Raw genomic sequence first — 22,291 nt, 5'->3', positions numbered from 1 at the left:
GACGGGACCGGCTCCGCGCAGCCGCCCCCGGAAGGTGGGTCCGGGGTCACATGCGGCGGCGTCCACAGGCCACGGCGACGGCCCATCACAGCGGATAGGCTGGGCGGATGACGCGAGCCGAGCAGCCACCGGTCGTGACCGCCTCCGAGAACCCCGCCTACGACGAAGCCCTAGCCGCGGACTCCCGCGAGCGAGCGGTGCGCGCCCTGCTGCGCACGCCCGGGCTGCGCCGGCTGTGGAGCGCCCAGCTGGTGAGCGGCATCGGCGACGCCCTCGCCCTGCTGGTCCTCGTCCTGCTGACGCTCCAGGCGACCGTCACGACCACCACCGGCGGCCTCTTCGGCACCGGCTACCGGGGTGCGGCCTTCGCCGTCGCCGCCGTCTTCGCGGTGCGCGTCCTCGCCACCGTCCTGTTCGGCGCGGTCCTGCTCGGACCGCTGGCCCGGTTCACCGCCCCCGACGGGAAGCTGGACCGCCGCTGGACGATGGTCGGCGCCGACGGGCTGCGGATCGTGCTGTTCGTCGTCGCCCCGCTCTGGCTGGACTGGATCCCGGCGCACGCCACGATCGCCCTGCTGGCCACCGTCTTCGTCTCCGGCGCCGCCGAGCGCGTGTGGACCGTGGCCAAGGAGAACGCCGCGCCCGCGCTGCTGCCCGCGCCGCCGCCGGAGGGGGCGACCGTCCGCCCGCTCCCGGACCACCTCGACGCCCTGCGCCGCCTCAGCCTGCGCACCGCCTTCGCGGCGATGCCCGCCGCGGCCGCCGCCCTGCTCGCCGCGACCCTGGTCGGCCGGGCGCTGGGCCTGGGCGTGGACTGGTTCGCCGTGAACCAGTCGGCGCTGGGGTCGTACGTCGCCGCCGGCCTGTTCGCCGCGTCCGTCTCGCTGCTGCTGCCGCTGGCGCTGCCCGCCGTGAAGACCTCGCGGCCGCGCTCCCCGCTGGAGGGGCTGCGGCCCCCCCGGGCGGGCGACCGGACCGAGAAGGGCCGCACCGGCGCGATCCCGCTCCTCGTACTGGCCTGCGCCGCCGTCTCCGGAGCCGTGGCCTGCGCGGCCTCCGTCTCCGTACTGCACGCCTTCGACCTGGGCGGCGGCCCGTCCTCGTACGCCCTGATGGTGCTCGCCCTCGTCGGCGGCACCGGCGTCGGCATCCGCGCCTCCCAGGCCGGCAGGGTGCTGCCCGGCCTGTCCCGGCGCCGGCTGCTGGCCCTGGCCATGGCGGTCGCCGGGCTGGCGCTGCTGCTGAGCGGCCTGGTCCGGGACACGGCGACCGTGCTGTTCCTGGCGCTGCTCGCGGGCACCGCCGCCGGCGTCGCCGCCAACACCGGCCACACGCTGCTCGACCAGGAGACCGAGGAGTTCCGCCGGGCCCGGGTCACCGAGCACCTCCAGGCCGTGGTCCGGGTGGCCGTGGCCGTCGGGGCGGTGGCCGCCCCCCTGCTGGCCGGCGCGATCGGCCCGCACCGGCTGGACGCCGGCCGGATCGTCCTCACGCACGGCGGCGCCGCCTACACCCTCATGCTGGTCGGCGCCCTGCTGCTGCCCGCCGCCGTCGTGGTCCTCACCCAGGCCGACGACCGCGGCGGCGTACCGCTGCGCCGCGACCTGCGCGACGCGCTGCGCGGCGGGGAGCCCGTACAGGCGCCCTCCGCGACCGGGTTCTTCATCGCCCTGGAGGGCGGCGACGGCGCCGGCAAGTCCACCCAGGTCGAGGCACTGGCCGACTGGATACGGAGCAAGGGCCACGAGGTCGTCGTGACCCGGGAGCCGGGCGCCACCCCGGTCGGCAAGCGGCTGCGCTCGATCCTGCTCGACGTCTCCTCCGCCGGGCTGTCGAACCGCGCCGAGGCACTGCTGTACGCCGCCGACCGCGCGGAGCACGTCGACACGGTCGTGCGGCCAGCCCTGGAGCGGGGCGCGGTGGTCATCTCCGACCGCTACATCGACTCCTCGGTGGCCTACCAGGGCGCCGGGCGCGACCTGTCCCCGACCGAGATCGCCCGGATCTCGCGCTGGGCCACCGACGGCCTGGTCCCGAACCTGACCGTGCTGCTGGACGTGTCCCCGGAGACCGCCCGGGAGCGGTTCACCGAGGCGCCCGACCGGCTCGAGTCCGAGCCGACCGAGTTCCACCAGCGGGTGCGGGCCGGCTTCCTGACGCTCGCCGCCGCCGACCCCGGGCGCTACCTGGTGGTCGACGCCGGCCAGGAGCCCGGCTCCGTGACGACCGTCGTGCGCCACCGCCTGGACCGGATGCTGCCGCTGTCGGAGGCGGAGGTCGCCGCACAGCTGGAGGCCCGCCGCCTCGCCCAGGAGGAGGCCCGGCGCAAGGCCGAGGAGGAGGCCGCCCGCAAGGCGGAGGAGGCCCGGCTGAAGGCCGAGGAGGAGGCCCGCCTGGCCCGCGAGGCCGAGGAGGCCCGGATCAGGGCCGAGGAAGAGGCCGCGGAGGCCCGGCGCAAGGCCGAGGCGGAGGCCGCCGAAGCACGCCGTCTCGCCGAGGCGGAGGCCGCCGAAGCACGCCGTCTCGCCGAGGCGGAGGCCGCCGAAGCACGCCGTCTCGCCGAGGCGGAGGCCGCCCGCAAGGCTGCGGAAGCCCGGCGCAAGGCCGAGGAGGCCCGGCTCAGGGCCGAGGAGGAGGCCCGGGCCCGGGCCGAGGCCGAGCGGCTGCGCGCGGAGGCCGAGGAGCGGGCCCTGGCCGCCGAGCGGGAGCGGATCCGGCTCCAGGAGGCGGAGGAGGCCCGGCTCAGGGCCGAGGCGGAGGAGCGCCGGCTGGAGAAGCAGCGGCGGGCCGAGGAGGCCCTGCTGCGGGCCGAGGAGGCGCGCAAGCTCGCGGAGGCCTCGGCTGCCGCCGCTGCCGCCGCCGCGCCGAAGGCCCCCGAGGCTCCCGCGCCCAAGGTCGTGATGAGCAAGGACCCGCTGCCGGCGGACGATGCCGTCACCGTCGAGACGCCGGTGGTGCGCCGGTTCGTGCAGCCCGACGACGTGACCCAGACGGTCCCGGTGCCCAAGATCGACCCGGCCGCGGCGCGCGCGGCGGACGAGACGGCGGTCCTGCCCGCCGTACGGCCCGACGGCCAGGCCCCCGCCGGCCCGGGCGGCCGGACCCGCCCGGCGGAGCGGCCGACGGCCCCGCACACGCAGGAGCCCCCGGCCGACCGCGTCCCGCCGGAGATCTTCCGGGACTCGGCGAACGACGTGACCCGCGAGCTCCCCGTCTTCGACGAGGGCGGCCGGCCGCGCGGCGGCACGTCCGACCGCGCCGGGGCGGCCCCGGCGGAGGACGACCAGCCGACCCTGGCGGACGAGCTGCTGGGCCCGCGCCCGGACGGCGGGGACGACCGCGGCGACGCGGGCGGCCGCGGCGGCCGGCGCCGGCGCCGCTGACCCGGCGGGCGGGCGCTCCCCGTGCCGGGGACGGATTGTCGGCGGCGCGCGCCACAATGTGAGCAGACGGGTGCGCGGCATCCGCGGACGGTGAAAGGCGGTGGGCGGGATGCCCGTGTGGGACGACCTGGTGGGACAGGAGCGCGTGCACGCGCAGCTGGCCGCCGCCGCCCGCGACGCCGACGCCCTGGTCACGGCCGCGGCCGAGGGCGAGCCGCTGCCTCCCGGCTCCAAGATGACCCACGCCTGGCTGTTCACCGGCCCGCCCGGGTCCGGGCGGGCCACCGCCGCCCGCGCCTTCGCGGCGGCCCTGCAGTGCGTCAGCCCGGACCGCGCCCTCGGCGGCGAACCGGGCTGCGGGTTCTGCGACGGCTGCCACACCACCCTGGCCGGTACCCACGCCGACGTGGAGGTCGTCCGCACCGACCTCCTGTCGATCGGCGTGAAGGAGACCCGCGACCTGGTCCGCCGGGCCCAGCTCTCGCCGGCCGTGGGCCGCTGGCAGGTCATCGTCCTGGAGGACGCCGACCGGCTCACCGAGGGCGCGGGCAACGTCCTGCTCAAGGCCGTGGAGGAGCCCGCCCCGCGCACCGTGTGGCTGCTGTGCGCGCCCTCCCTGGAGGACGTGCTGCCCACCATCCGCTCCCGCTGCCGGCACCTCACCCTGACCACCCCGTCCGTGGCGGCGGTGGCCGAGGTGCTGGTGCGCCGCGACGGCGTCGAGCCGGCCGCCGCCGCGGCCGCCGCCCGCGCGACCCAGGGACACATCGACCGGGCCCGCCGGCTCGCCACCGACGAGGCCGCCCGCTCCCGCCGCGCCGCCGTGCTGAAGCTCCCCCTGCGGGTCGATGACGTGGGCGGCTGCCTCAAGGCCGCGCAGGAGCTCGTCGACGCCGCCGCGGAGGACGCCAAGCAGGTCGCCGAGGAGGTCGACGCGAAGGAGACCGAGGAGCTGAGGGCGGCCCTCGGCGCCGGAGCGGGCGCCGGAGGCCGGCTGCCGCGCGGTACCGCGGGGGTGATGAAGGAGCTCGAGGACCGCCAGAAGCGCCGCCGCACCCGCACCCAGCGCGACAGCCTCGACCTCGCCCTCACCGACCTGACCGGCTTCTACCGGGACGTCCTGGCCCTCCAGCTGGGCTCGGCCCTGGCCATCGCCAACGAGGACATACGCCCCGACCTCGACCGGATCGCCCGCGCCTCGGGCCCCGAGCGGACGCTGCGGCGCATCGAGGCGATCATCGCCTGCCGCGGGGCCCTCGACCGGAACGTGGCCCCGCTCCTGGCGGTGGAGGCCATGACGATGGCGCTGCGCGCCGGCTGACCGGTTCACCCGTACGAGCGATCCCGGGCCCGGCGCCGGGCGGACGGTACGGTCGCCGCACCCGGGGCCGGTCCCCGGCCGGCGGTCCGCCGCCCGGGCGGCGGCCGACGGACAGGCGCCCCGGCAGGACGTACGCTCGCCGCATGGACACCAGGCGACTGCTGCGCACCACCGGGATCGTGATCGCAGCCGCCGGGCTGCTGCTCTCCGGCTGCACCTCCGGCAGCCCGGACGTGGCCTCGGCCTCGGCCGAGCCGTCCTCGGTCCCCGCCGGGCTGCGCCCGTACTACGAGCAGAAGCTGACCTGGCGCGACTGCGGTGTCCAGGGGTTCCAGTGCTCCACGATGAAGGCGCCGCTGGACTACGCGAACCCGGGCTCCGGCCAGGACGTGGACATCGCGGTGGCCCGCAGGACGGCGACCGGGCCGGGCAAGAAGCTCGGCTCCCTGGTGGTCAACCCGGGCGGTCCCGGCGGTTCCGGCATCGGCTACCTCCAGGCGTACGCCGGCATCGGCTACCCGGCGCCCGTCCGCGCCCGCTACGACATGGTCTCCTTCGACCCGCGCGGGGTGGCCCGCAGCAGCCCCGTGGAGTGCCTGAGCGGCCCGGCGATGGACCGGTTCACCCAGGTGGACCAGACGCCGGACGACCAGGAGGAACGGGCCCGGCTCGTGGCGGCGTTCAAGGAGTTCGCGGCGGGCTGCGAGCAGCGCTCCGCGCGGGTCCTGCCGCACGTCTCCACCGTGGACGCCGCCCGCGACATGGACATCCTCCGGGCGGTCCTGGGCGACGGGAAGCTGAACTACGTCGGCGCCTCCTACGGCACCTTCCTCGGCGCGACGTACGCGGACCTCTTCCCCGGCCGGGTGGGCCGACTGGTCCTGGACGGGGCGATGGACCCCTCGCGGCCGGCGCTCGACCTCAACCGCGACCAGACGGCGGGCTTCGACACGGCCTTCCGCTCCTTCGCGAAGGACTGCGCCCAGCAGGCCGACTGCCCGCTGGGGCAGGGCGGCCCGGAGGCGCAGGGCCAGCGGCTGAAGGATTTCTTCCGCAAGCTGGACGCCCAGCCGGTCCCCTCCGGCGACCCGGCCCGCCCGCTGGGCGAGGCCCTCGCGACGACGGGCGTGATCGCCGCGCTGTACGACGAGAGCGCCTGGCCGCAGCTGCGCCAGGCCCTCACGGACGCGATGAACGGGGACGGCGCCGGCCTGCTGTCCCTCGCCGACAGCTACTACGAGCGCGAGGCGGACGGGAAGTACGCCAACCTCATGTTCGCCAACGCCGCCGTGAACTGCCTCGACCAGCCCCCGGCCTTCAGCGGCCCGGAGGCGGTGGACGCCGCTCTGCCCTCCTTCGAGAAGGCCTCGCCGGTCTTCGGCGCGGGACTGGCGTGGGCCTCGCTGAACTGCACGTACTGGCCGGTCAAGGCCACCGGTGCGGCCAAGCGCCTGGAGGCCAGGGGAGCGGCCCCCATCGTGGTGGTCGGTACCACCCGCGACCCGGCGACCCCGTACAAGTGGGCCCGGGCCCTGGCGGAGCAGCTGGACTCGGGCACCCTCCTCACGTACGACGGCGACGGCCACACGGCGTACGGCCGGGGCAGCGACTGCATCGACACCGCGATCAACCGCTACCTCCTGGAAGGCCAGGCCCCACCCGCCGGCAAGCGCTGCTGACCCCGGCGGCGACCCTGGTTCGGGGCATCCGGTTGAACCCTGTAGACTTGGCGACGCTGCTGATGAGAGGCTCCCTCCGGGGAATTTTTCTCGTCTTCCCAGCGGTGCCGCCTTAGCTCAGTTGGCCAGAGCAACGCACTCGTAATGCGTAGGTCTCGGGTTCGAATCCCGAAGGCGGCTCCAGCGAAGCCCCAGGACTCACTCGCCGTGACCTGGGGCTTTTGCTTTTTGACCGTGAACGCCCCTGAAGGCTCACGAAGGAACCCGTGAGGCCCGACGCTTCCCCGACCCCGGCGTAGACGGCGCGTGCGGGTCTCGAGGCGGTATTCACGGTTCTCCCAGAACGCCGGTTCCGGCGGTTCCGGGAAGTCCGGTGCGTCCCAGGCGCCGTTCCAGGCCGCAGGCCCGAGCACGCTTTCGGCTGCCTCGGGGAACTCGGGCCACTCGTCGGCCGAGCGGACCAGGAGACCGGGGTTCTCGGACGCCTCGTCCGCCTTGAGGTGCCACGCCCAGTGGGTCAGGCGGCGTACGGGACGCCAGTTGCCGCCCGCTTCGAACGTCCACCTGCCGCCGGCCCCGCTGCGTACGGCCGGATTGCGGTCGTCAGTACGGGGCGATCCCCGGTACCAGCAGGCAGACGGCCACCGCGCCTGTGGTGAAGCGGACCCGCGCGTCCCCTTCCTCGAACTCGGCTGAAACATTTTCGGACCGCCGTCGCGTCGAAGGAGTGAGACGGGCGCGAGGGGGAGTGGATGCGGCAGGGGCGCAGGGACGGGTTCCGGGAGTTCGCGGCGGGCCGGTCGGGGCCGTTGTACCGGTCGGCCTGCCTGCTGGCGAGCGGTGACGTGCACCTCGCGGAGGACCTGGTGCAGGAGACCCTGGGGCGGATGTACCTGCTCTGGGGGAGGATCTCCCGCATCGACAATCCGGCCGCCTACGCGCAGACCGTGCTCGTACGGTCCTTCCTGACGCACCAGCGGCGCCGCTCGGCGGGGGAGCGCCCGGTCGGGGAGTTCCCCGAGTCGGGTGTCCCGGAGGCCGGCGCCGCCGACCCGGAGCTGCGGGTGACCCTGCTGCAGGCGCTGGGGCAGCTGGCGCCGAAGGACCGGGCGGTGCTGGTGCTGCGGTACTGGGAGGACCGCAGCATCGAGGAGACCGCCGAGGCGATGAACGTCAGCTCGGCGGCGGTCCGGACCCGGAGCACGCGGGCGCTGACGCGGCTGCGGCAGCAACTGGGCGGCTCGCTGTCCGAGCTGGTCGCCCGCTGAGCCCTGTGGGCCGTCCGCGGCGCCTTCTTTCGTTGTCATTCCTCGTTCCTCCTCGCTCCTGAGTGGAAGGTCTGGGTTCGCATGTCCTTTGAAGATGAGCTCGGTGAAGCCCTGCGGCAGGCGGGGGACGGTTTCACGCCTGACCGGCAGGCCCTCGTTGCCGGGGGTGAGCGGCGCGGACGGAGGCTGGTGTTCCGCCGCCGGGCCGCCGTGATCGGCGGATCGGCGGTGGGGCTGGCACTGATCGGTACCGTCGGCGCCTTCGCGGGCGGCCTGCTGAGCGGCTCCGGCGGCTCGGGCGGCTCGGGGACGGCCGACGTCGCGGCCCCGCCGGCCCTGTCGAGCCCCCCGCCGGCGAAGGGGGTTCCGGGGTCCGGCACCGGTGCCGTCTCCGACGAGCAGATGGTCGCCTGGCTCACGCAGCTGCTGCCCGGCGGGCGGCTGACCGAGGCCAAGGGGCACGGAACGGGTGCCGGACCCGCGGGGATGACGGGGGCCTCCGGCGTGTACGACGACGGCAAGGGCAATGCGGCCATCGGGGTCGGTCTCAACCGCGTGGACCCGAAGGGCGCCAGCAACGCCGAGCTGATCACCTGCCCCGACAAGAACAAGTTCGACTACGACGGCTGCACGTCCGAGACGCTGGCGGACGGTTCGAAGATCATGGTCTACCAGGGCTACGAGTACCCCGACCGGCACGTCCTCACGAAGGCGTGGCGGGCCACGCTGGTGACCCCGCAGGGCTACCTGGTGGACGTACAGGAGTGGAACGCGGCCGCGGAGAAGGACGAGCCCGTCTCGCGGCCCAATCCTCCGCTGGACCCGGCCCAGTTGAAGGCCCTGGCGCTCTCACCGCTGTGGCGCCCGGCGCTGGAGGACCTGCCGCCGGCCCACCCGGAGTCGCCGCGCTCGGCCCCGCGTCCCGGCGCCCCGGTCGGGCCGGTCCTGGACGGCCTGCTGGCCGGGTACGGCATCCCGGTCGTCGCCAAGGGGGATGAGGGCCGCAGCGCCTACGCCGTGCTCGACGACGGCAAGGGCAAGTCGATGGTCAGCGTCGAGGTCCAGTCGGTCGGGAAGGCCGGTCCCGTGGACAGCCTGTTCGCGGGCGCCACGGTGATGCCGGACGGCACGAAGGTGGTGGCCCGCCAGACGCCCGGGGAGAAGGGCGGCAAGAACGTGGTCTGGTGGAACGTGGACACGCTGCGGACGGACGGCACCCGCGTGATCGTCTCGGCCTTCAACTCCAAGAACCAGGAGAGCGACGCCTCCCGGAAGGAGCCGGCGCTGACGATGGCGCAGCTGAAGGAGATGGCGACGAGCGGCAAGTGGGCGGAGTACGCCGGGTAATACGGGGAAACCCCAGGTCGCGATGCTCGTGACCTGGGGTTTCCCGTACGGGTGGGGTGCTCAGTGGGCGCCCGGGTCGTACTTCGACAGGGAGGCCTTCACCTCGCCGGCGTGCTGGCCCTCCCACCAGGGGATCGTCTCCACCAGGACGGGCTTGGTGCCCGAGGCCAGGACCAGGGCCCGGCCCGGGGGCATCGAGCCCAGGTCGGAGACCTGGAGGACGCGCTCGCGGCGGACCGACTGGTTCACGGTGCGGTTGCCGGACCAGCGGCCGCGCTCCGACTCCTGCGTCGCGGAGTACTCGCGGAGCTCGTACTCGCCCGCCAGCTCCGAGAGGTCGCCGAGGAAGCGGGTGTCGGAGACGCCGCCGCCGTAGACGCGGACGTTCGCGGCGGACCAGAGCTTCTCCATGCCGCGGTCGCCCCACACCTCGACGCCCTGGGCCCAGGACTGGAGGATCGTCATCAGGATGATGCCGCGCGAGCCGTAGTGCGAGTAGAGGTCGGGCAGGGCGCGCCAGCGGCAGACGTTCGCCGCCTCGTCCAGGACGCCGACCATCGGCAGCGAGAGGCGGCCGCCGCGCTGGCTGGTGGCGTACTCCTCGGCCGCCTCGACGACGGCCACCGTCAGGGCGGTCACCAGCGGGCCCGCGGAGTCGGTGCCCTCGCGGGAGAGCGAGTAGAGGGTCGAGCGGGTGCGGACGAACTCGTGCGGGTCGAACTCGGGCCGCCCGTCGGTCGGGCCGAGCGGGGACACCCACTTGTTGACCTCGGGGTTGATCAGGCAGGACGCCATCTGCAGGGCGACGCCATAGATACCGCCGCGCTGCTTGTCCGGGGCCGTGATCACACCGTTGAGGGCGTCGGCGGGCATGTGGTGCCCGGCGCCGCGCAGGATGCGCTCGGGGGTGTCGTCCTTCGGGTTGGTCAGCCAGGTGTAGATCTGGGTGATGGGCATCTTGCCGGTCGCGGCCGCGAACAGCAGGTTGGCGAGGAGGTCCTGGCCCGCCGGGTCGAAGTACGCGTCGCCGGAGGAGTCGGGGTCGCGGGAGCCCGAGGCGAAGTGGTCGGCGAGCTTGCGGGCCTTGGCCACGTCCGTGACGTAGGACAGCGGGTTCCACCACCAGGCCGGCGCCTCCTGGGCGACCTGCTGCGGATCGAAGACCCACACCTGCCCGTGGGCCTGGCGGGGTCCGCGGGTGGCGTCGACGATGTCCCGCTTGTTGGAGGTGACGAGGACCGCCCCGGGGCCGTCGAGGATCGCCGGGATGGCGCGCCGGGTCGTCTTGCCGGTACGGGGGCCCCAGATGTCGACGTGCATGTCCTCGAAGGAGCCGAACAGCGGCTGGCGGCCCTTGACCGACCGGCCGATGAACACGCCGGGAACGCCGGCCTTCACGCCGAGGCGCTCCGCGGTGGCGGCCGCGCCCTTCATGGTGAGCTTGCCGAGGTCCGCGCCGTCCACCATGTGCTTGGCCGCGCGGTCTACCTCGGGCTTGTTGCGCATCCGCTGGCGTATCCGGTACCCGGCGGTGATCAGGCCGGCGAGCAGCAGCGCCTCGGCGGCGGCGATCGCGCTGGCCGCGCCGCCGGGCCAGGCGTAGTCGCCCTTGGCCAGGGCGATGGCGAAGGAGAAGGGGTTGCCCGGGGGTTCCGGCTGGTCGGTGAACGACGCGCCGAGGCGGGCCGCGAGCCAGGCGGCGGACAGGAGGGCCAGGACGCCGACCACGAGGAGGACGATCTCCGTCGTCCAGTCGTCTTCGGCGCGTGGCTTCTTCTGTGGTTCTTGGGCCATGGTCAGGGCGTTCCTTCCGCCGGGCCCGGGATGGACGTCGGCATTGCGTTGTTCCGGTGGGTCGCGCGCCGTAAGCACCGCTGGGTTAGGGGAAGTTGCCGCCCGTCGGCACCCGGTAGACGCCCGTGATCTGCCCCTGCCACTCCCAGTTGCTGAACTCGACGTTCTTGCCCGGCCTCGGGGCGTGCAGGATCGTGTGCTTGGCCGGGTCCCAGACGATGCCGACGTGCTCCGAACCCGCCGCGCTGGGGTGGAAGAAGATCACGTCGCCCGGCTTGGACTGGCTCAGGTCCACCTTGTACTTCGAGAGGTTGGGCTGCTGGTCGTAGGTGGTGGAGCCGATGTTGATCTTGCCGCCGCTGGCCTGGTAGTACATCCACTGCGTGAAGCTGGAGCAGTCGAAGGACGTGGGGTTGTCGCCTTGGAGGCGCGTGGCCCCCCAGACGTAGGGCTTGCCGATGCCGCGCTGGGCCCAGCCGAGCGCCGCGCGGACCACCTGGTCGTCGACGTCCGGCAGGGGTCCGGTCGAGCCGGCGCCGTCCGGCGGGACGGGGGTGCCCTTGCCGTTCTTGGCGCAGGAGCGGTAGTCGGCGTCCTTGCCCTTGCCGTTTCCGTTGCCGCCGGGCACGCCGCCGTAGTCGGGGCTGGCCGTGATCTTGCCGGCCAGCCAGGCCTCGGGGTCGATCTCGCCGGGTCCGTTGTCCTGGCCGCTGCGGAAGGGGTCGTCGACGCCCGGCATCAGCACCTCCCAGTGGAGGTGCGGGCCGGTCACGTTGCCCGTGGCGCCGACCAGGCCGATCTGGTCACCGCGCTTGACGGTGTCGCCCATCTTCACGGCGACGCTGCTCTGGTGGGCGTAGAGGGTGATGACGCCGCCCGCGTGCTCGATGCGGGTCTCGTTGCCGTACGCGCCGCCGCTGCCGACCTTCACGACCTTGCCGTCTGCCGGGGCGTAGATCGGGGTTCCGGTGGAGGCCACCAGGTCGAGGCCGGTGTGGTAGCCGAGGCTCCAGTGCGGGCCTTCCTGGTGGTACTTGGTGCCGATCGTGTAGGTGCCCTGCTTCAGCGGCCACTGCCAGTCCTTGCCGCCGGTCGTCGCGGGCGGGTCGTCCGGGCGGAACGGGGCTGTGAGCGGGCGGGAGAACCCCATCGGCGCCATGGCCGTGGTCGTACCGCCCTGTCCGCCTCCGCCGTCGAGGGGCGGGGTGGACCAGCTGTGGGGGCCCTTGGAGCGGATGCTCAGCGCCTCGCTCGGCTGGGCGTCGTTGCCGACGGGCTCGGGGATGTCCGAGCTCTGGCCCAGGACCGGGAAGGAAGGATTCTTCTCGACGGTGGTCTTCAGGTGCGCGTACCAGCGGTTGATCAGGTCCTTGTCGCCGGTGAGGGTGCCGCGGTAGCGGGCTGCCTGGGTGAGGACCACGCGGGGGTAGACGGTGTTGGTCTTGGTCGAGCCGGAGTAGCCGAGCAGCGCGTCCCAGGCGTTGGTCTCCACCTTCAGGGCGTGCATGTAGTTGGCCGCCGCGAAGGCCAGGTCGTCGATGCCGTAGCGGTCCTTCTGGCCGTCGCCGTTGCCGTCCTCGCCGTATTGGCCCCAGGCCCAGTCACCGAACTGCAGCAGGCCCTTGTATCCGAGGCCGTTGTCGCCGCCGGGGGCAGCGGACTTGTCCTGGCCGTACCTCGTCTCCTGGTACATCTGCCCGGCGATGATCGTCCAGTCGAGGCCGTCGTAGCGGGCGGCCGCGCGCATCGAGGCGAGGATCATCTTCGGGGGTATCTCGTCGCGGGCGGTGTCGCTCGGCATGTACATCTTGCCGGCGGGCATGATCGGGTTCGTGGCCGCCTTGTCGCCGGTGTTGCCGGCTCCCGCGGTCTCGCCGTAGTTGCCGCAGGCGGCCTGGGCGGCGCCACTGCCCAGGCCGCCCACGAGGGAGATGAGGAGGATGATGAGGACGAGCCCGATGCCGAACATCGGCATCCCGCCGGCGGCGGCGATGAGCAACACCCACTTGAGGTTGTTTTTCTTCTTCCCCCCGCCTCCGCCCCCCTGTCCCGAGGCGAGTTGTGCCGCGCCCTTGGCGGCCTTCGCCACTTTGGCTGCCTTCGAAGCGGCTGCCAGTACGGCAGGAGCCACCACGGGCGTTCACTCCCCCTTCGGCTCGGGCGCGCCCACGTTGCCCAGCCCGTAGATGTCGAAGCCGGACACCTGCCACTCGTTGCCGGTCTTGCGTGCGTTCACGAGCCAGGTGTTCGTCTCCGTTTCGTTCTTGCTGCCCCCGTTCGAGCGGGTCGCGGTCACTTCCACCACGCTCGAGATCGTCTGGCCGCTGCCCCGCGTGAGTTCGTCGGCGATCAGCGCGTCACGGCGCACGACCGCCTTCCCTGCGGAGGAGCACTTGGCCTGCTGGCACGTCGCCCACGCCTTGCCCGACGGCAGCACCGTCAGCTTCTTCATCTCCTCGTTGCGCGCCGTGCGGTCCAGCAGCGGGGGCGCCCAGGAGGCGGCCGTGTCGGTGTGCGTGTAGGTGTTCAGGCCCGACATGTACTCGGCCATCACGCGGTGGGCCGCGGCCAGGTCGTCCGGCTTGACGATGGAGGGCACCGCGTCGGCGGCGCCTGACTGCGGCGCGGGGGCGCCTGCAGCACCTGTGCCTGCTCCTGTGCCCTTTGCCGCGCCTCGCGTGGCCGTCGGCGTGGGTGCGGTCGAGGCCTTGGGGTCGTCCTCGCCGTCGAAGACGGTGAGGACGACCAGGCTGCCGACCAGCAGGGCACCGAGCAGTGCCAGGGCCAGTACGGCACTTCGCTTGTTCTCGGCAGGTGATTCCACCGTCCCGGGCCTCCCTCAGTCAGGTCGCCGAGCCACCGTAGGTGGCGGGACGGCCGGGGGAGCGCGCGATTTCCCCGTGGGGAAAGTCGAGGAAACCGCGGGGGCGGAGCGAGGAAAGCGGCGCGGTCAGTGGGTGGTTGGGCTGTGTGGGGAAACGGTGAGGAACGCGTCGCGCGCCCTCACCGATCCCTTACAACGGCTGCGCCTCGGGGTCGTACTCCTCCAGCGGGAGCGGGTCGAAGGGGTACGCCGTGTGCCCGCCCACCTTGGGCGAACAGGCGGCGAACGGGCCGAGGTCCGTGTCCATCAGCACCCGCAGGTGCGGGTCGGCGTGGTGCAGCCACCACGTCGACAGGCCGAGGGTGGGCTCCAGGCGCAGCTGCTCCCAGGCCAGCCACAGCGCGGAGAGCCGCGCGCCGGCCTCGGGGTGCTCCCACCAGCGGGGGCACCAGGTGGCGGAGGAACCGTTCAGCCGGCGGCGCACGGTCGGGGCGAGGAACTCGCTGACGAAGGCGAAGACGTCCGAGAAGAAGAGCTCGACCTCCTCGCCGGGGGCGGGTACCTCTTCGCGGCCGGTCACTGTTCGATCCCAGGGGACTTCGGGGCGGCCTCGACCACCGGGTTGATCACGCCGTGCGTGCTGACCACGGCGGGAGCGGGGCGGGGCGGGACCGTCATGGTGCGGGGGATGGTGGCCCCGTGGATGAAGGAATGGCCCAGTGCGGGCTTCGGGGGCTCGGGCTGTTCCCGCTCCGGTGGGGTTGCGGTCAGCTCCTCGTAGCCCTGGGCCGCCGACAGGGTTCCGACCGCCGCTTCGAGCGCGGTCCGCTGCCGCTCGGGGGCGTCGATGGCGGCGAGTCTGGCGGCGAACTGCGCGGGGGTCGTGTCCTTCGCGTCGTAGTCCTCCATCCGCACCTGGCACCGCACGGCCTCGTCCGACATCAGCTCGTCGATCTCCGCGGGCAGATGTTCGTGGCGGGGGAGCGGGAGGGGGAACCTCACCCCCTCCTTCCCGACGTTCGGGTGGTCGAGAAGCTGCGGCATCTCGATCTCACCGAGGACGGAACCGGCGCCGAGATCGGCGGCGAAGGCCACGACGGGCCCCTGGGACTCCTGGGCGTAGCGGAACGACGCCGCCCGCCAGACCTCCGGAGCCAGGTCCTGCAACTCCTTCTCGGGCAGACCGAGGTCCTGCGCCAGCGCCTTCTGCACTTCGGGCTGCCACAAGTGGTAGGAGTCCAGGGTCCGGCCCGCTTCGGTGTCCTCGAGCACCTGGTAGCCGCGGCTCTCGCCGCACGCCTGCGCGACGAACCGGTGTCCCACGTCCTGCGGGGCGCCCTCCGGCTGGGACCTCCAGGACCAGAAGGCGCGGGTCTCGCCGCGGTCCTCGATGGTGACCGCCTGGGTGTTGGCGACCTCCCTGATGAACGACAGCAGGGACGGTCGCCCCTCTGCCTCCGGGTAGGCGGCGGCCCAGTCCCCCCATATGCGGGACGTGACCTCCTCCACCCGGTCCGGGGTCCGGGGCTTCGACGCCTCGTAGGCGGCCTCGAGCGCGATGGCGCGTGCGAGCTCGTCAGGGGTGGGGTGCCTCGCGTCCGTCATCGGACGGTGCCCTGGAACTCTTCAGGTGCGTACACGTCAAGGGTGATTGCCGATGCGCCGGCCATGTCGGCGGTCCAGGTCGGGAAGGCCACGGACTGGCTCAGCACGACGAACGGCTGTCCCGGCACGTCTCCGCCCGGCGCCCAGTACGCGAACTGGTAGGGGCGGCGGGACCGCATACGTGCCTCACGGCCGTGCCAGTAGGACGGGTGCGGCGGTTCCGGGAAGTCCGCGGCGTCCCAGGGGCCGGTCCACGTCGGCGCTCCGAGGACGTCCACGGCTGCCTCCAGGTGCGCCGGCCAGACCGCGGCGGCGGTCGCGAGGACCTCACCGTTCTCGGCCGCAGAGCCGGCCTTCACCTGCCACGGGTAGTGCGTCAGGCTCACCAGCGGGCTCCACTCGCCGCCGATGCGGTCGTAGAACGTCCACCGCCCCCCACTGCGCGTCCGCACGATCAACTGCCGGTCGAGCGTCTGCGGATCCCAGCCGTACCGTCCGCACCACTCGTTGAACATCCCCGAACCGCCCTGGGGCGGGCCGGACCAGACCGAGGGCCAGTCGTCGACAGCCCGCATCCCCGCCAGTTCGGCGGCGAGGTCCTGGGGCGTCCGGCCGGTCGTCTCCGTCAGCATGCTTGGCTCCTTCGTCCGTGGTGAGTTGAACGTATCCCGTCAGGAAAGCAAGATCCCCAACAGGAACACGGCGACCACGACCGCGCCCATGGCGAGGCGGACCTTCGGGTCCTCGCGCTCCCACAGTTCGTGCACCACGGCCCAGCCGGTCAGGCGCGCGGCGCGGCCGTTGTGGATGTTCGTGGGCACTGCCGGGCCGTCAGGTTCGGCATCGTTGTCGGCTTCCTCGGCTTCGGGGTCGTACAGGTCCGCCCCCGTCACCCCCTGCTGCTCCTGCGCGACCACCACCAGGCCCTCCAGCAGGTCCGGCATGGTGTGCGGGGTGAGGGGGTACGCGACCGTGCCGTGCGGGGTGCGCAGGCAGAGCTTCGACTGCCAGGGGTTTCCCGGTTCGTAGCCGGAGATCCAGGCGTGCTCGGCCTCCACCAGCGGCGGCTCGGGGGCTTCGGGGGCGGTGCCCGCGTCCTGCCACGGGTGGACCTTCTGATCGCTCAACTCTCGTCCTTCGGGAGGTCGGGGACGGCTCCGCACCCGCAACCCGGGCACAACCCGGCATTGTGACGGAGCCGCCGACAGGTCGCCGCGCCACCGGCCCCCCGGTTTTCCCCACGGGGATTCCTTACTTTTTCCTCACCTCTCCCCGCGAGGAAATCCGGGAGGGGAATGTCAGCTCGATTTGCCACACTGCCGACCGCACCTGATCTCACCAGGGCCCGCCGCACGCCCGACCGGCGGACGGGGAACACATGCGGGGAGAGAGCCGAGCCGATGACGGACCACAGCAGTTCTGCGGACGCGGTCGGCGAGGGCCGGCCCGCCGGGCACCCCGCGCAGCAAGCGCCGGGTCCGTACGAGGCCCCCGTCGCGCCGCAGCTCTCCGCGGAGGCGGCCCGCAGCCAGGTGGCCGCCGCGTGGGTGCGCGTGGCCCCGCAGTCCAACGTCCCGCCGGGCCAGACTGCTGTGCCGAGCCTTCCGCCGCGCGCGGACCAGTCCGCCGCCGAGTCGAAGAAGGACAAGCGGGAGCAGGCGAAGGCCGAGCGCAAGGCCGAGTACGAGCGCAAGAAGGCGGCCCGCAAGGCCGACTACGAGAGCAAGAAGGCCGCCCGCGAGAGCCGCAAGGGCGGCGGGAAGGCCTCCGCCGGAGCGGCACCTGCCGGGACCCCGGCCGCGGACGCCGCCCCCGCTGCCGGCGCAGAGTCTTCCGCCGTCCCGGCGGCACCCGCGCGGAGCGGCACCAAGGGACCGGAAGCCCGGTTCGACGTGCCGCGCCCCGGGGGCCGGCTGCCCTCCAACGGCAAGAACACGCACGTGGCCCTGCGCGCCACGCTCCTGATCACCACCTGTGTCTTCGCGCTGGGGTCCTGCGGTGTCACGGGCCTGGTCATCGGCAGGTCGTCCGTCACCGTGAAGCCCGCCGCCCTGGACGGCCAGGACCTGACCCGCTACCGGCTCACCGACTTCCCGGTCCAGGCCGCGGCGGTCTTCGCCGAGGAGTACGCCTCCCTCTGCATGACGTACGCGCCGGAGAACGCCGACAAGCGCCGCGAATCCCTCTCCCGCTACATCTCGTCCGGTGTCGACCGCGACTGCGGCTGGAACGGGAAGGGCAAGCAGCAGGTCAAGCAGGCGAACTGGGACGGGACCGTCGAAGAGCTCCCCGAGTACGGGAAGAACGGCCGGTACCTCAACATCCAGGTCACCTACAACGGCGGCCGCACCACCACCCTCTCCGTTCCGGTGTACGTCAAGGACCTCGCCGGGGCCTCGGGGCTGCGGGTCGTCGGCAACGTCGGCGAGATGCCGCTGCCCATCCGCGACACCGCACCCGCGCTGGAGAAGGGGGACGAGGTCGTCGACCAGGAGCTCTCCAACCAGCTCAGGGACCAGGTCCTGGCCGGCTACTTCAAGGCGTGGGCCGCGTCCGACACCACCGCCCTGACCCGCTTCACCACCCCCGACGCCACCCCGGCGGCGGTCTCGGGCCTCGCGGGCGCGCTGACCGCACCGGTGGTCCAGGAGGTCCAGGCGCTGGCTCCCGAGGGCACCGAGTCCGGCAAGAAGGTCACGTACGGCCAGGGACAGGCGGTCCCGGCGCGGGTGACCGTCGTCTGGGGCGGCGGAGGGGATGACGCCAAGGCGGAGGTGGCCCTGAAGCGCTCGTACCGGGTGACCGTGGTGAACACGGCACAGGGCTGGTTCATCAAGGACATCCACGGCGGTGTCATGGACCCGGCCGGCGGGCGGGCGGACACGCCGGGCACGGCCTCCCCGAGCCCCTCGCCGTCGTCCGGGGCGAGCGGCTCGCCCGCCCCGTCCGGTTCGCCCTCTGCGTCCGGCTCGGCCTCGCCCGGCCCGTCCCCGTCGCCCAAGCCGTCCGCTTCCAAGTCCAACTGACGCGGCATCCCGCGGAGCGGCATGCCGCTGCTCCGCACGACGCGTCACCCATCCGTACGCCCCTCATCACGAAGGACACACCATGATCCTTGCAGCAACCACCCTCGACAGCATGTTCAACAAGGTCCAGGACATCCTGGCCGGCCTCGGCGGCACGGTCGCGGCCTGCGCCCTCCTGATCCTCGGCATCCGGATGCTGCTGTCGATGAAGCGCGGCGACGGCATGCGCGAGGCCTTCCAGGGCTTCGGCATGATCGCGCTGGCCGCCTTCATCATCGGTGGCGCCGCCGGCCTCGCCGGCATGCTCATCAGCCTCGGCGAGCAGATCGGCGGCAAGGGCTGATCCCGGGGAACGGGCCGCGACGAACGGAACGCGGCCCGCTGCCGTAGACGTGCCGTCCGCGACCGCGACGCGCGACACGCAACCACGCCAGAGAGGGGGACCGACTGATGACGCAGGAAACGCCGGAGGCACCGGCGCCCATGGTCGCCTACGACCACACGGACCTGCTGAACCGGCCCAAGCGCATCTGGAACTGGGGCAACATCCCGCTTCCCGGTCTGCTCCTGCCCGCCCTGGGCGCCGCCTTCGGCTTCGGCGTGCTGTGGCTTGTGCTGTTGCTGTCGCTCTCCGCCTTCCTCCCCTTCCTGGGCCTGTCGCTCATCACCTCGGTCCTGTACCTGGGGCCGCCGGTCGGCGTCTACTTCGTCTGGGGCCGACCGCTGCCTTCGGCGCTCACCCTCAGCCAGCAGATCGTGGTGTTGGCCGACTACTGGGTCCAGCCCAAGCGCCTCCAGGGCCTTGCCGCCGACCGCGAACCGGAAGAGCTGCACTGGCAGGTCATCCTCTGGCAGCCGCAGGCGGGCCGCTGGCACAAGCGGTACGACGCGGCGCTCGTGACGGCGGCCCGGCACGGCTCCTCGTACGCCGCCTCCGCCCCGTACCCGAGCGTGTCCTCGCCGAGCGCATTGGCCGAGACCGCAGACTCCGAGACCGCAGGATGACACCTCCATGTTCGTGCTGATCTTTTTTGGCGGGGCGGTCGCCTTCTTCCTGATCGCCATGCTCCTCGCGTCCACTTCGTCCAAGAAGAACGCCGGGGCGAAGAAGGGCGGCTCGGGCAGCCCGGCGAAGTCGGGCAGCCCGGCGAAGTCGGGCGGTTCCTCCTCCCGTGGCCAGGCCACGCAGGCCAAGCGGCGCGAGGAGATGCGGCTGCCCTACCGGTACGCCGACGACATGATCTTCGTCCACGGCGACTCCGTCTGGACGGGCATCGCCCTGCCCACGGCCATCGACGAGTACCTCAACGCCGTCGAGCTCCAGGCCATGGCCGAGGCCCCCGCCCGCGCGCTGCTCAACCTCGCCCGCGGTGACCGCAACGTGGAGTGCCACTACCGCAAGGTGTACCGGCCGATCACCGCCCAGGACTGGGCCGAGCAGCTCAACGCCGTGGCCTGGGACCCGACGGAGAACTACAAGGCGTACAACTTCCGCAAGGCCGAGTACCAGGAGCGCATCGGCGCGCAGCGCGAGCGCAACATCCTGCTGGTCAAGCTGGGCTCGATGAAGCGGAAGTCGGGCGGCGACAGTGGAGTGCTCCCCGGCGGCGACGACCCGGTCGAGGAGTCGGGCGTCACGCGCTCGGTGCGGGACGCCGCCGACGCGGCCGCGGCCGGCGCCACGGGCGTGCACGACGAGTACCTGTCGCCGGAGCTGCTCGCCCAGTGGACCCAGGTCGCCCGCGAGGTACACGAGAGCCTCGACGGCCTCGGCGGCACCCCGCTGAGCCGCGAGGAACTGGTCTGGCTGATCCGCAAGCCGCTCCACGGCGACCTGCCGATCCCGGCCGAGCCGGTGCTGGGCAGCCGGGCCTGGGGCCCCGACCAGTTCGACCTCGTCGTCGACTTCTCCGGCGAGAACCGCAAGACGCACATCGTCCTGCATCAGTACGACGAGATGACCGGCGAGCGGCGCACCAGCTACACGACGACCCTGGTCGCGGCGAGCTGGCCCACCGAGACCCGCTTCCGGCAGTCCACCGCGTGGGCCCGCTACGCGGCGCAGCACGTCGACTTCCCGGTCGAGATCGACATGCGGTTCACCCTCATCCCGTACCTGAAGTTCCAGGACCGGGCGAAGAAGATCAGCGGCAACCTGATCGACGAGATGAACGACATGGCCAACTCCGGCCGTGCCCCCGGCACCCAGCTCGCCGCCCAGGTCACCCGTGCCCAGAACCTCGTCGACGACGTGGAGGAGCACAAGATGCCGGGCATGGAGGCGCAGATCCGCTTCACCATCTCGGCCCCCGACCTCGCCGAGCTGGAGCGCCGCCGCCGCGTCCTGGAGATGCAGTTCAAGCAGGACCTGAAGGTCACCCTGCTGCGCCCGAGCCGCCAGCAGTGGCGGCTGCTGCAGTCGCAGCTGCCGGGCGACGCGCCCAAGCTGCCCGTCGCGCCCTACCTGCGCCTCCAGGAGGTCGAGCAGCTCGGTGCCGGACTGCCCACGGCCGGCACCGAGCTCGGCGACAACCCCGAGCGCCGGTCCGGGAAGCAGCTGGGCTGGGTCGGCAACCTCGTCGGCTGGGCCGGCAAGACGCCCGTCCACTACTCGCTGCACGTCGGCCCCGCCCGCAACGACGGCGGTGGCGTGGCCATCGTCGGCGCCTCCGGCGGTGGCAAGTCCTCGCTGGCCCTGCAGAAGTTCTACGAGGAGTCGGAGTCGGGCGTGCGCTGCCTGGTCATCGACCCCAAGACCGACTTCGCCCAGCTCTGCTACTACCTGGCCTTCGGGTCCCAGGTGAACGACCCCGAGTTCCCCCTCGACGCCGAGGCGGGCCTCCTCGGAACCCCGCAGAGCCGCTTCCAGCCGGTCAACCCGGAGTTCTGGGCCGAGACCGAGGTCGTCGACCTCCTCAAGGGCCAGGCCGGCGTGCTCGACCCCTGGGTGGTCGCCCGCGACGTCCCGTCCGGCCGGCTGCTCGCCGAGACCATGCTGCGCGGCTTCCTCGGCGACGAGGACTACCAGCGGGTGCGCCTGCCCGTCATCGAGGCCATGGCCACGGTGGTCGGCTGGTACAACTCCGCGATCCGCCAGGCCACCGAGCAGGGGCTGAGCGCCCGCGACGCCGAGCGCCAGGTGCCCAGGCCGACGCTGTGGCAGGTGGTCGACGAGGTCGTCCGCGCGTACGACGAGGCGGTTGCCTCCGGCGACCGCGAGGCCGTGAAGGACCTCAAGCTCGCCCAGATGCTGCTCACCGAGCTGCGCACCCTGCCGTACGCGCGACTCGCCTTCGCGGAGGAGCCGCAGACCCTGTCCGCGATGCGCAAGCGCCGCACGGTCATCACCCTGCGCGGTTTCCAGACCCCGGCCTCCTCCGACCCGCGCAGCTGGAACCCGGCCGAGCGGCTGGCCGCGACCGCGCTGATGGCGGTCGTGGAGCTGGGCAGCCAGATGCTCGACGTCGGCTACGAGAAGAACCCGGTGACGGGCGAGATCGGTCTGCGGCCCAAGGCGCTGTTCGTCGACGAGGCGTACGTGGTCACCGCGACCGAGAGCGGTCGCGACCTGATGCGGCGCGCGCTCAAGCAGGGCCGTTCGTACCTGGCGGTGATCGTGCTGATCACGCAGCAGGCCATCGACCTCGTGCAGATCGAGGACTCCGAGGCCCGCAGCGGTGGCGCCAACCAGATCCACACGGTCTTCGCCTTCAAGCAGAAGTCCGCGCAGGAGGCCTCGCTGGTGGCCCCGCTGCTCGGCCGTCCCGAGAGCGACACCAAGGTGTCCAACTCCCTCCAGGAGCTGCGGACGGGTGTCTGCCTGCAGCGGGACGTGGACAAGCGGGTCGGGACGGTCGCGGTGGACCTCGTCTTCCAGGAGATCCTCGCGGCCACGGACACCAACGGCACCACCCGGCCCGGCCGCCAGTCCGTCGACGCGCCGCTCAGCGTGTGGGACTGGACCTTCATGCAGGAGGCCGCCGCCCAGGAGCGGAAGGCCGAGGCCAAGGCCGAGCCGGCTGCCTCGCGATAGTGGCGCGCCCT

Annotated in this window: 16 protein-coding genes and 1 tRNA gene; 10 read left to right on the top strand and 7 right to left on the bottom strand. The window is 72.9% G+C overall.

Going from position 1 to position 22,291, the window contains the following annotated elements; all coding sequences use genetic code 11:
* Positions 1 to 107 precede the first annotated feature (107 nt).
* The 6 genes from tmk (at position 108) to AB0469_RS04045 (ending at position 8,998) form a co-directional block, all read left to right on the top strand.
* The gene (gene tmk / locus AB0469_RS04070) at positions 108 to 3,383 is read left to right on the top strand and encodes a dTMP kinase (RefSeq protein WP_366449744.1); all 3,276 of its coding nucleotides are present in this window, start codon (positions 108 to 110) and stop codon (positions 3,381 to 3,383) included.
* Between the two features lie 109 nt (positions 3,384 to 3,492).
* Positions 3,493 to 4,704 (top strand): DNA polymerase III subunit delta', encoded by a 1,212-nt coding sequence (locus AB0469_RS04065; protein ID WP_366449743.1) that lies wholly within the window; start codon positions 3,493 to 3,495, stop codon positions 4,702 to 4,704.
* A 143-nt stretch (positions 4,705 to 4,847) separates the two neighbouring features.
* Positions 4,848 to 6,383 carry an alpha/beta hydrolase gene (locus tag AB0469_RS04060; protein WP_366449742.1) on the top strand — a complete coding sequence of 512 codons (1,536 nt, stop codon included), beginning with the start codon at positions 4,848 to 4,850 and terminating at the stop codon, positions 6,381 to 6,383.
* 106 nt (positions 6,384 to 6,489) lie between these two features.
* Positions 6,490 to 6,566, top strand: a tRNA-Thr gene (locus AB0469_RS04055).
* Between the two features lie 569 nt (positions 6,567 to 7,135).
* Positions 7,136 to 7,651, top strand: a complete 516-nt coding sequence (locus tag AB0469_RS04050; protein WP_366449741.1) for a SigE family RNA polymerase sigma factor — start codon at positions 7,136 to 7,138, stop codon at positions 7,649 to 7,651.
* A gap of 81 nt (positions 7,652 to 7,732) precedes the next feature.
* Entirely contained in the window at positions 7,733 to 8,998 is a 1,266-nt protein-coding gene (locus tag AB0469_RS04045; protein ID WP_366449740.1) for a hypothetical protein, read from the top strand.
* A gap of 60 nt (positions 8,999 to 9,058) precedes the next feature.
* Here AB0469_RS04045 and AB0469_RS04040 read toward each other — a convergent pair whose 3' ends face one another.
* The 7 genes from AB0469_RS04040 to AB0469_RS04010 form a co-directional block, all read right to left on the bottom strand.
* Entirely contained in the window at positions 9,059 to 10,792 is a 1,734-nt protein-coding gene (locus tag AB0469_RS04040) for a TraM recognition domain-containing protein (protein ID WP_366449739.1), read from the bottom strand.
* A gap of 85 nt (positions 10,793 to 10,877) precedes the next feature.
* Positions 10,878 to 12,794 carry a peptidoglycan DD-metalloendopeptidase family protein gene (locus tag AB0469_RS04035; RefSeq protein WP_366449738.1) on the bottom strand — a complete coding sequence of 639 codons (1,917 nt, stop codon included), beginning with the start codon at positions 12,792 to 12,794 and terminating at the stop codon, positions 10,878 to 10,880.
* Between the two features lie 138 nt (positions 12,795 to 12,932).
* Complete coding sequence (locus AB0469_RS04030; protein ID WP_366449737.1) at positions 12,933 to 13,616, bottom strand: hypothetical protein; 684 nt, start codon at positions 13,614 to 13,616, stop codon at positions 12,933 to 12,935.
* Positions 13,617 to 13,806: 190 nt separating this feature from the next.
* Positions 13,807 to 14,196 (bottom strand): DUF4913 domain-containing protein, encoded by a 390-nt coding sequence (locus AB0469_RS04025; protein WP_366449736.1) that lies wholly within the window; start codon positions 14,194 to 14,196, stop codon positions 13,807 to 13,809.
* Positions 14,193 to 15,221 carry a hypothetical protein gene (locus AB0469_RS04020; RefSeq protein ID WP_366449735.1) on the bottom strand — a complete coding sequence of 343 codons (1,029 nt, stop codon included), beginning with the start codon at positions 15,219 to 15,221 and terminating at the stop codon, positions 14,193 to 14,195. Before AB0469_RS04020 ends, AB0469_RS04025 begins: the two co-directional genes overlap by 4 nt.
* A complete protein-coding gene (locus tag AB0469_RS04015; protein ID WP_366449734.1) occupies positions 15,218 to 15,853 on the bottom strand; it encodes a hypothetical protein in 636 nt (211 codons plus the stop codon). The genes AB0469_RS04020 and AB0469_RS04015 overlap by 4 nt, the downstream gene beginning before the upstream one ends.
* 39 nt (positions 15,854 to 15,892) lie before the next feature.
* Positions 15,893 to 16,348 (bottom strand): hypothetical protein, encoded by a 456-nt coding sequence (locus AB0469_RS04010; protein WP_366449733.1) that lies wholly within the window; start codon positions 16,346 to 16,348, stop codon positions 15,893 to 15,895.
* Between the two features lie 273 nt (positions 16,349 to 16,621).
* On the opposite strand from AB0469_RS04010, the gene AB0469_RS04005 reads away from it, so the two are divergent.
* The 4 genes from AB0469_RS04005 (at position 16,622) to AB0469_RS03990 (ending at position 22,280) form a co-directional block, all read left to right on the top strand.
* Positions 16,622 to 18,247: a conjugal transfer protein gene (locus AB0469_RS04005; RefSeq protein ID WP_366449732.1), complete on the top strand. Its 1,626-nt coding sequence runs from the start codon at positions 16,622 to 16,624 to the stop codon at positions 18,245 to 18,247.
* A gap of 82 nt (positions 18,248 to 18,329) precedes the next feature.
* A complete protein-coding gene (locus tag AB0469_RS04000) occupies positions 18,330 to 18,590 on the top strand; it encodes a TrbC/VirB2 family protein (RefSeq protein ID WP_366449731.1) in 261 nt (86 codons plus the stop codon).
* Between the two features lie 107 nt (positions 18,591 to 18,697).
* Positions 18,698 to 19,252, top strand: coding sequence for a hypothetical protein (locus AB0469_RS03995; protein WP_366449729.1), 555 nt, complete (start codon positions 18,698 to 18,700; stop codon positions 19,250 to 19,252).
* Between the two features lie 7 nt (positions 19,253 to 19,259).
* A complete protein-coding gene (locus AB0469_RS03990) occupies positions 19,260 to 22,280 on the top strand; it encodes an ATP-binding protein (protein WP_366449728.1) in 3,021 nt (1,006 codons plus the stop codon).
* Positions 22,281 to 22,291: the final 11 nt, after the last annotated feature.

This window comes from Streptomyces sp. NPDC093801 (assembly GCF_040701585.1).
Classification (GTDB): domain Bacteria; phylum Actinomycetota; class Actinomycetes; order Streptomycetales; family Streptomycetaceae; genus Streptomyces.
Note: the sequence above shows the minus strand (reverse complement) of the source record. Positions and strands in the feature narration are given on the sequence as shown.

Coding starts and splice junctions, on each gene's coding strand:
- AB0469_RS03995 (WP_366449729.1), top strand. CDS start 18,698: ATGACGCAGGAAACGCCGGAGGCACCGGCGCCCATGGTCGCCTACGAC.
- AB0469_RS04050 (WP_366449741.1), top strand. CDS start 7,136: ATGCGGCAGGGGCGCAGGGACGGGTTCCGGGAGTTCGCGGCGGGCCGG.
- AB0469_RS04015 (WP_366449734.1), bottom strand. CDS start 15,853: ATGCTGACGGAGACGACCGGCCGGACGCCCCAGGACCTCGCCGCCGAA.
- AB0469_RS04020 (WP_366449735.1), bottom strand. CDS start 15,221: ATGACGGACGCGAGGCACCCCACCCCTGACGAGCTCGCACGCGCCATC.
- AB0469_RS04065 (WP_366449743.1), top strand. CDS start 3,493: ATGCCCGTGTGGGACGACCTGGTGGGACAGGAGCGCGTGCACGCGCAG.
- AB0469_RS04045 (WP_366449740.1), top strand. CDS start 7,733: ATGTCCTTTGAAGATGAGCTCGGTGAAGCCCTGCGGCAGGCGGGGGAC.
- AB0469_RS04040 (WP_366449739.1), bottom strand. CDS start 10,792: ATGGCCCAAGAACCACAGAAGAAGCCACGCGCCGAAGACGACTGGACG.
- AB0469_RS03990 (WP_366449728.1), top strand. CDS start 19,260: ATGTTCGTGCTGATCTTTTTTGGCGGGGCGGTCGCCTTCTTCCTGATC.
- tmk (WP_366449744.1), top strand. CDS start 108: ATGACGCGAGCCGAGCAGCCACCGGTCGTGACCGCCTCCGAGAACCCC.
- AB0469_RS04060 (WP_366449742.1), top strand. CDS start 4,848: ATGGACACCAGGCGACTGCTGCGCACCACCGGGATCGTGATCGCAGCC.
- AB0469_RS04000 (WP_366449731.1), top strand. CDS start 18,330: ATGATCCTTGCAGCAACCACCCTCGACAGCATGTTCAACAAGGTCCAG.
- AB0469_RS04005 (WP_366449732.1), top strand. CDS start 16,622: ATGACGGACCACAGCAGTTCTGCGGACGCGGTCGGCGAGGGCCGGCCC.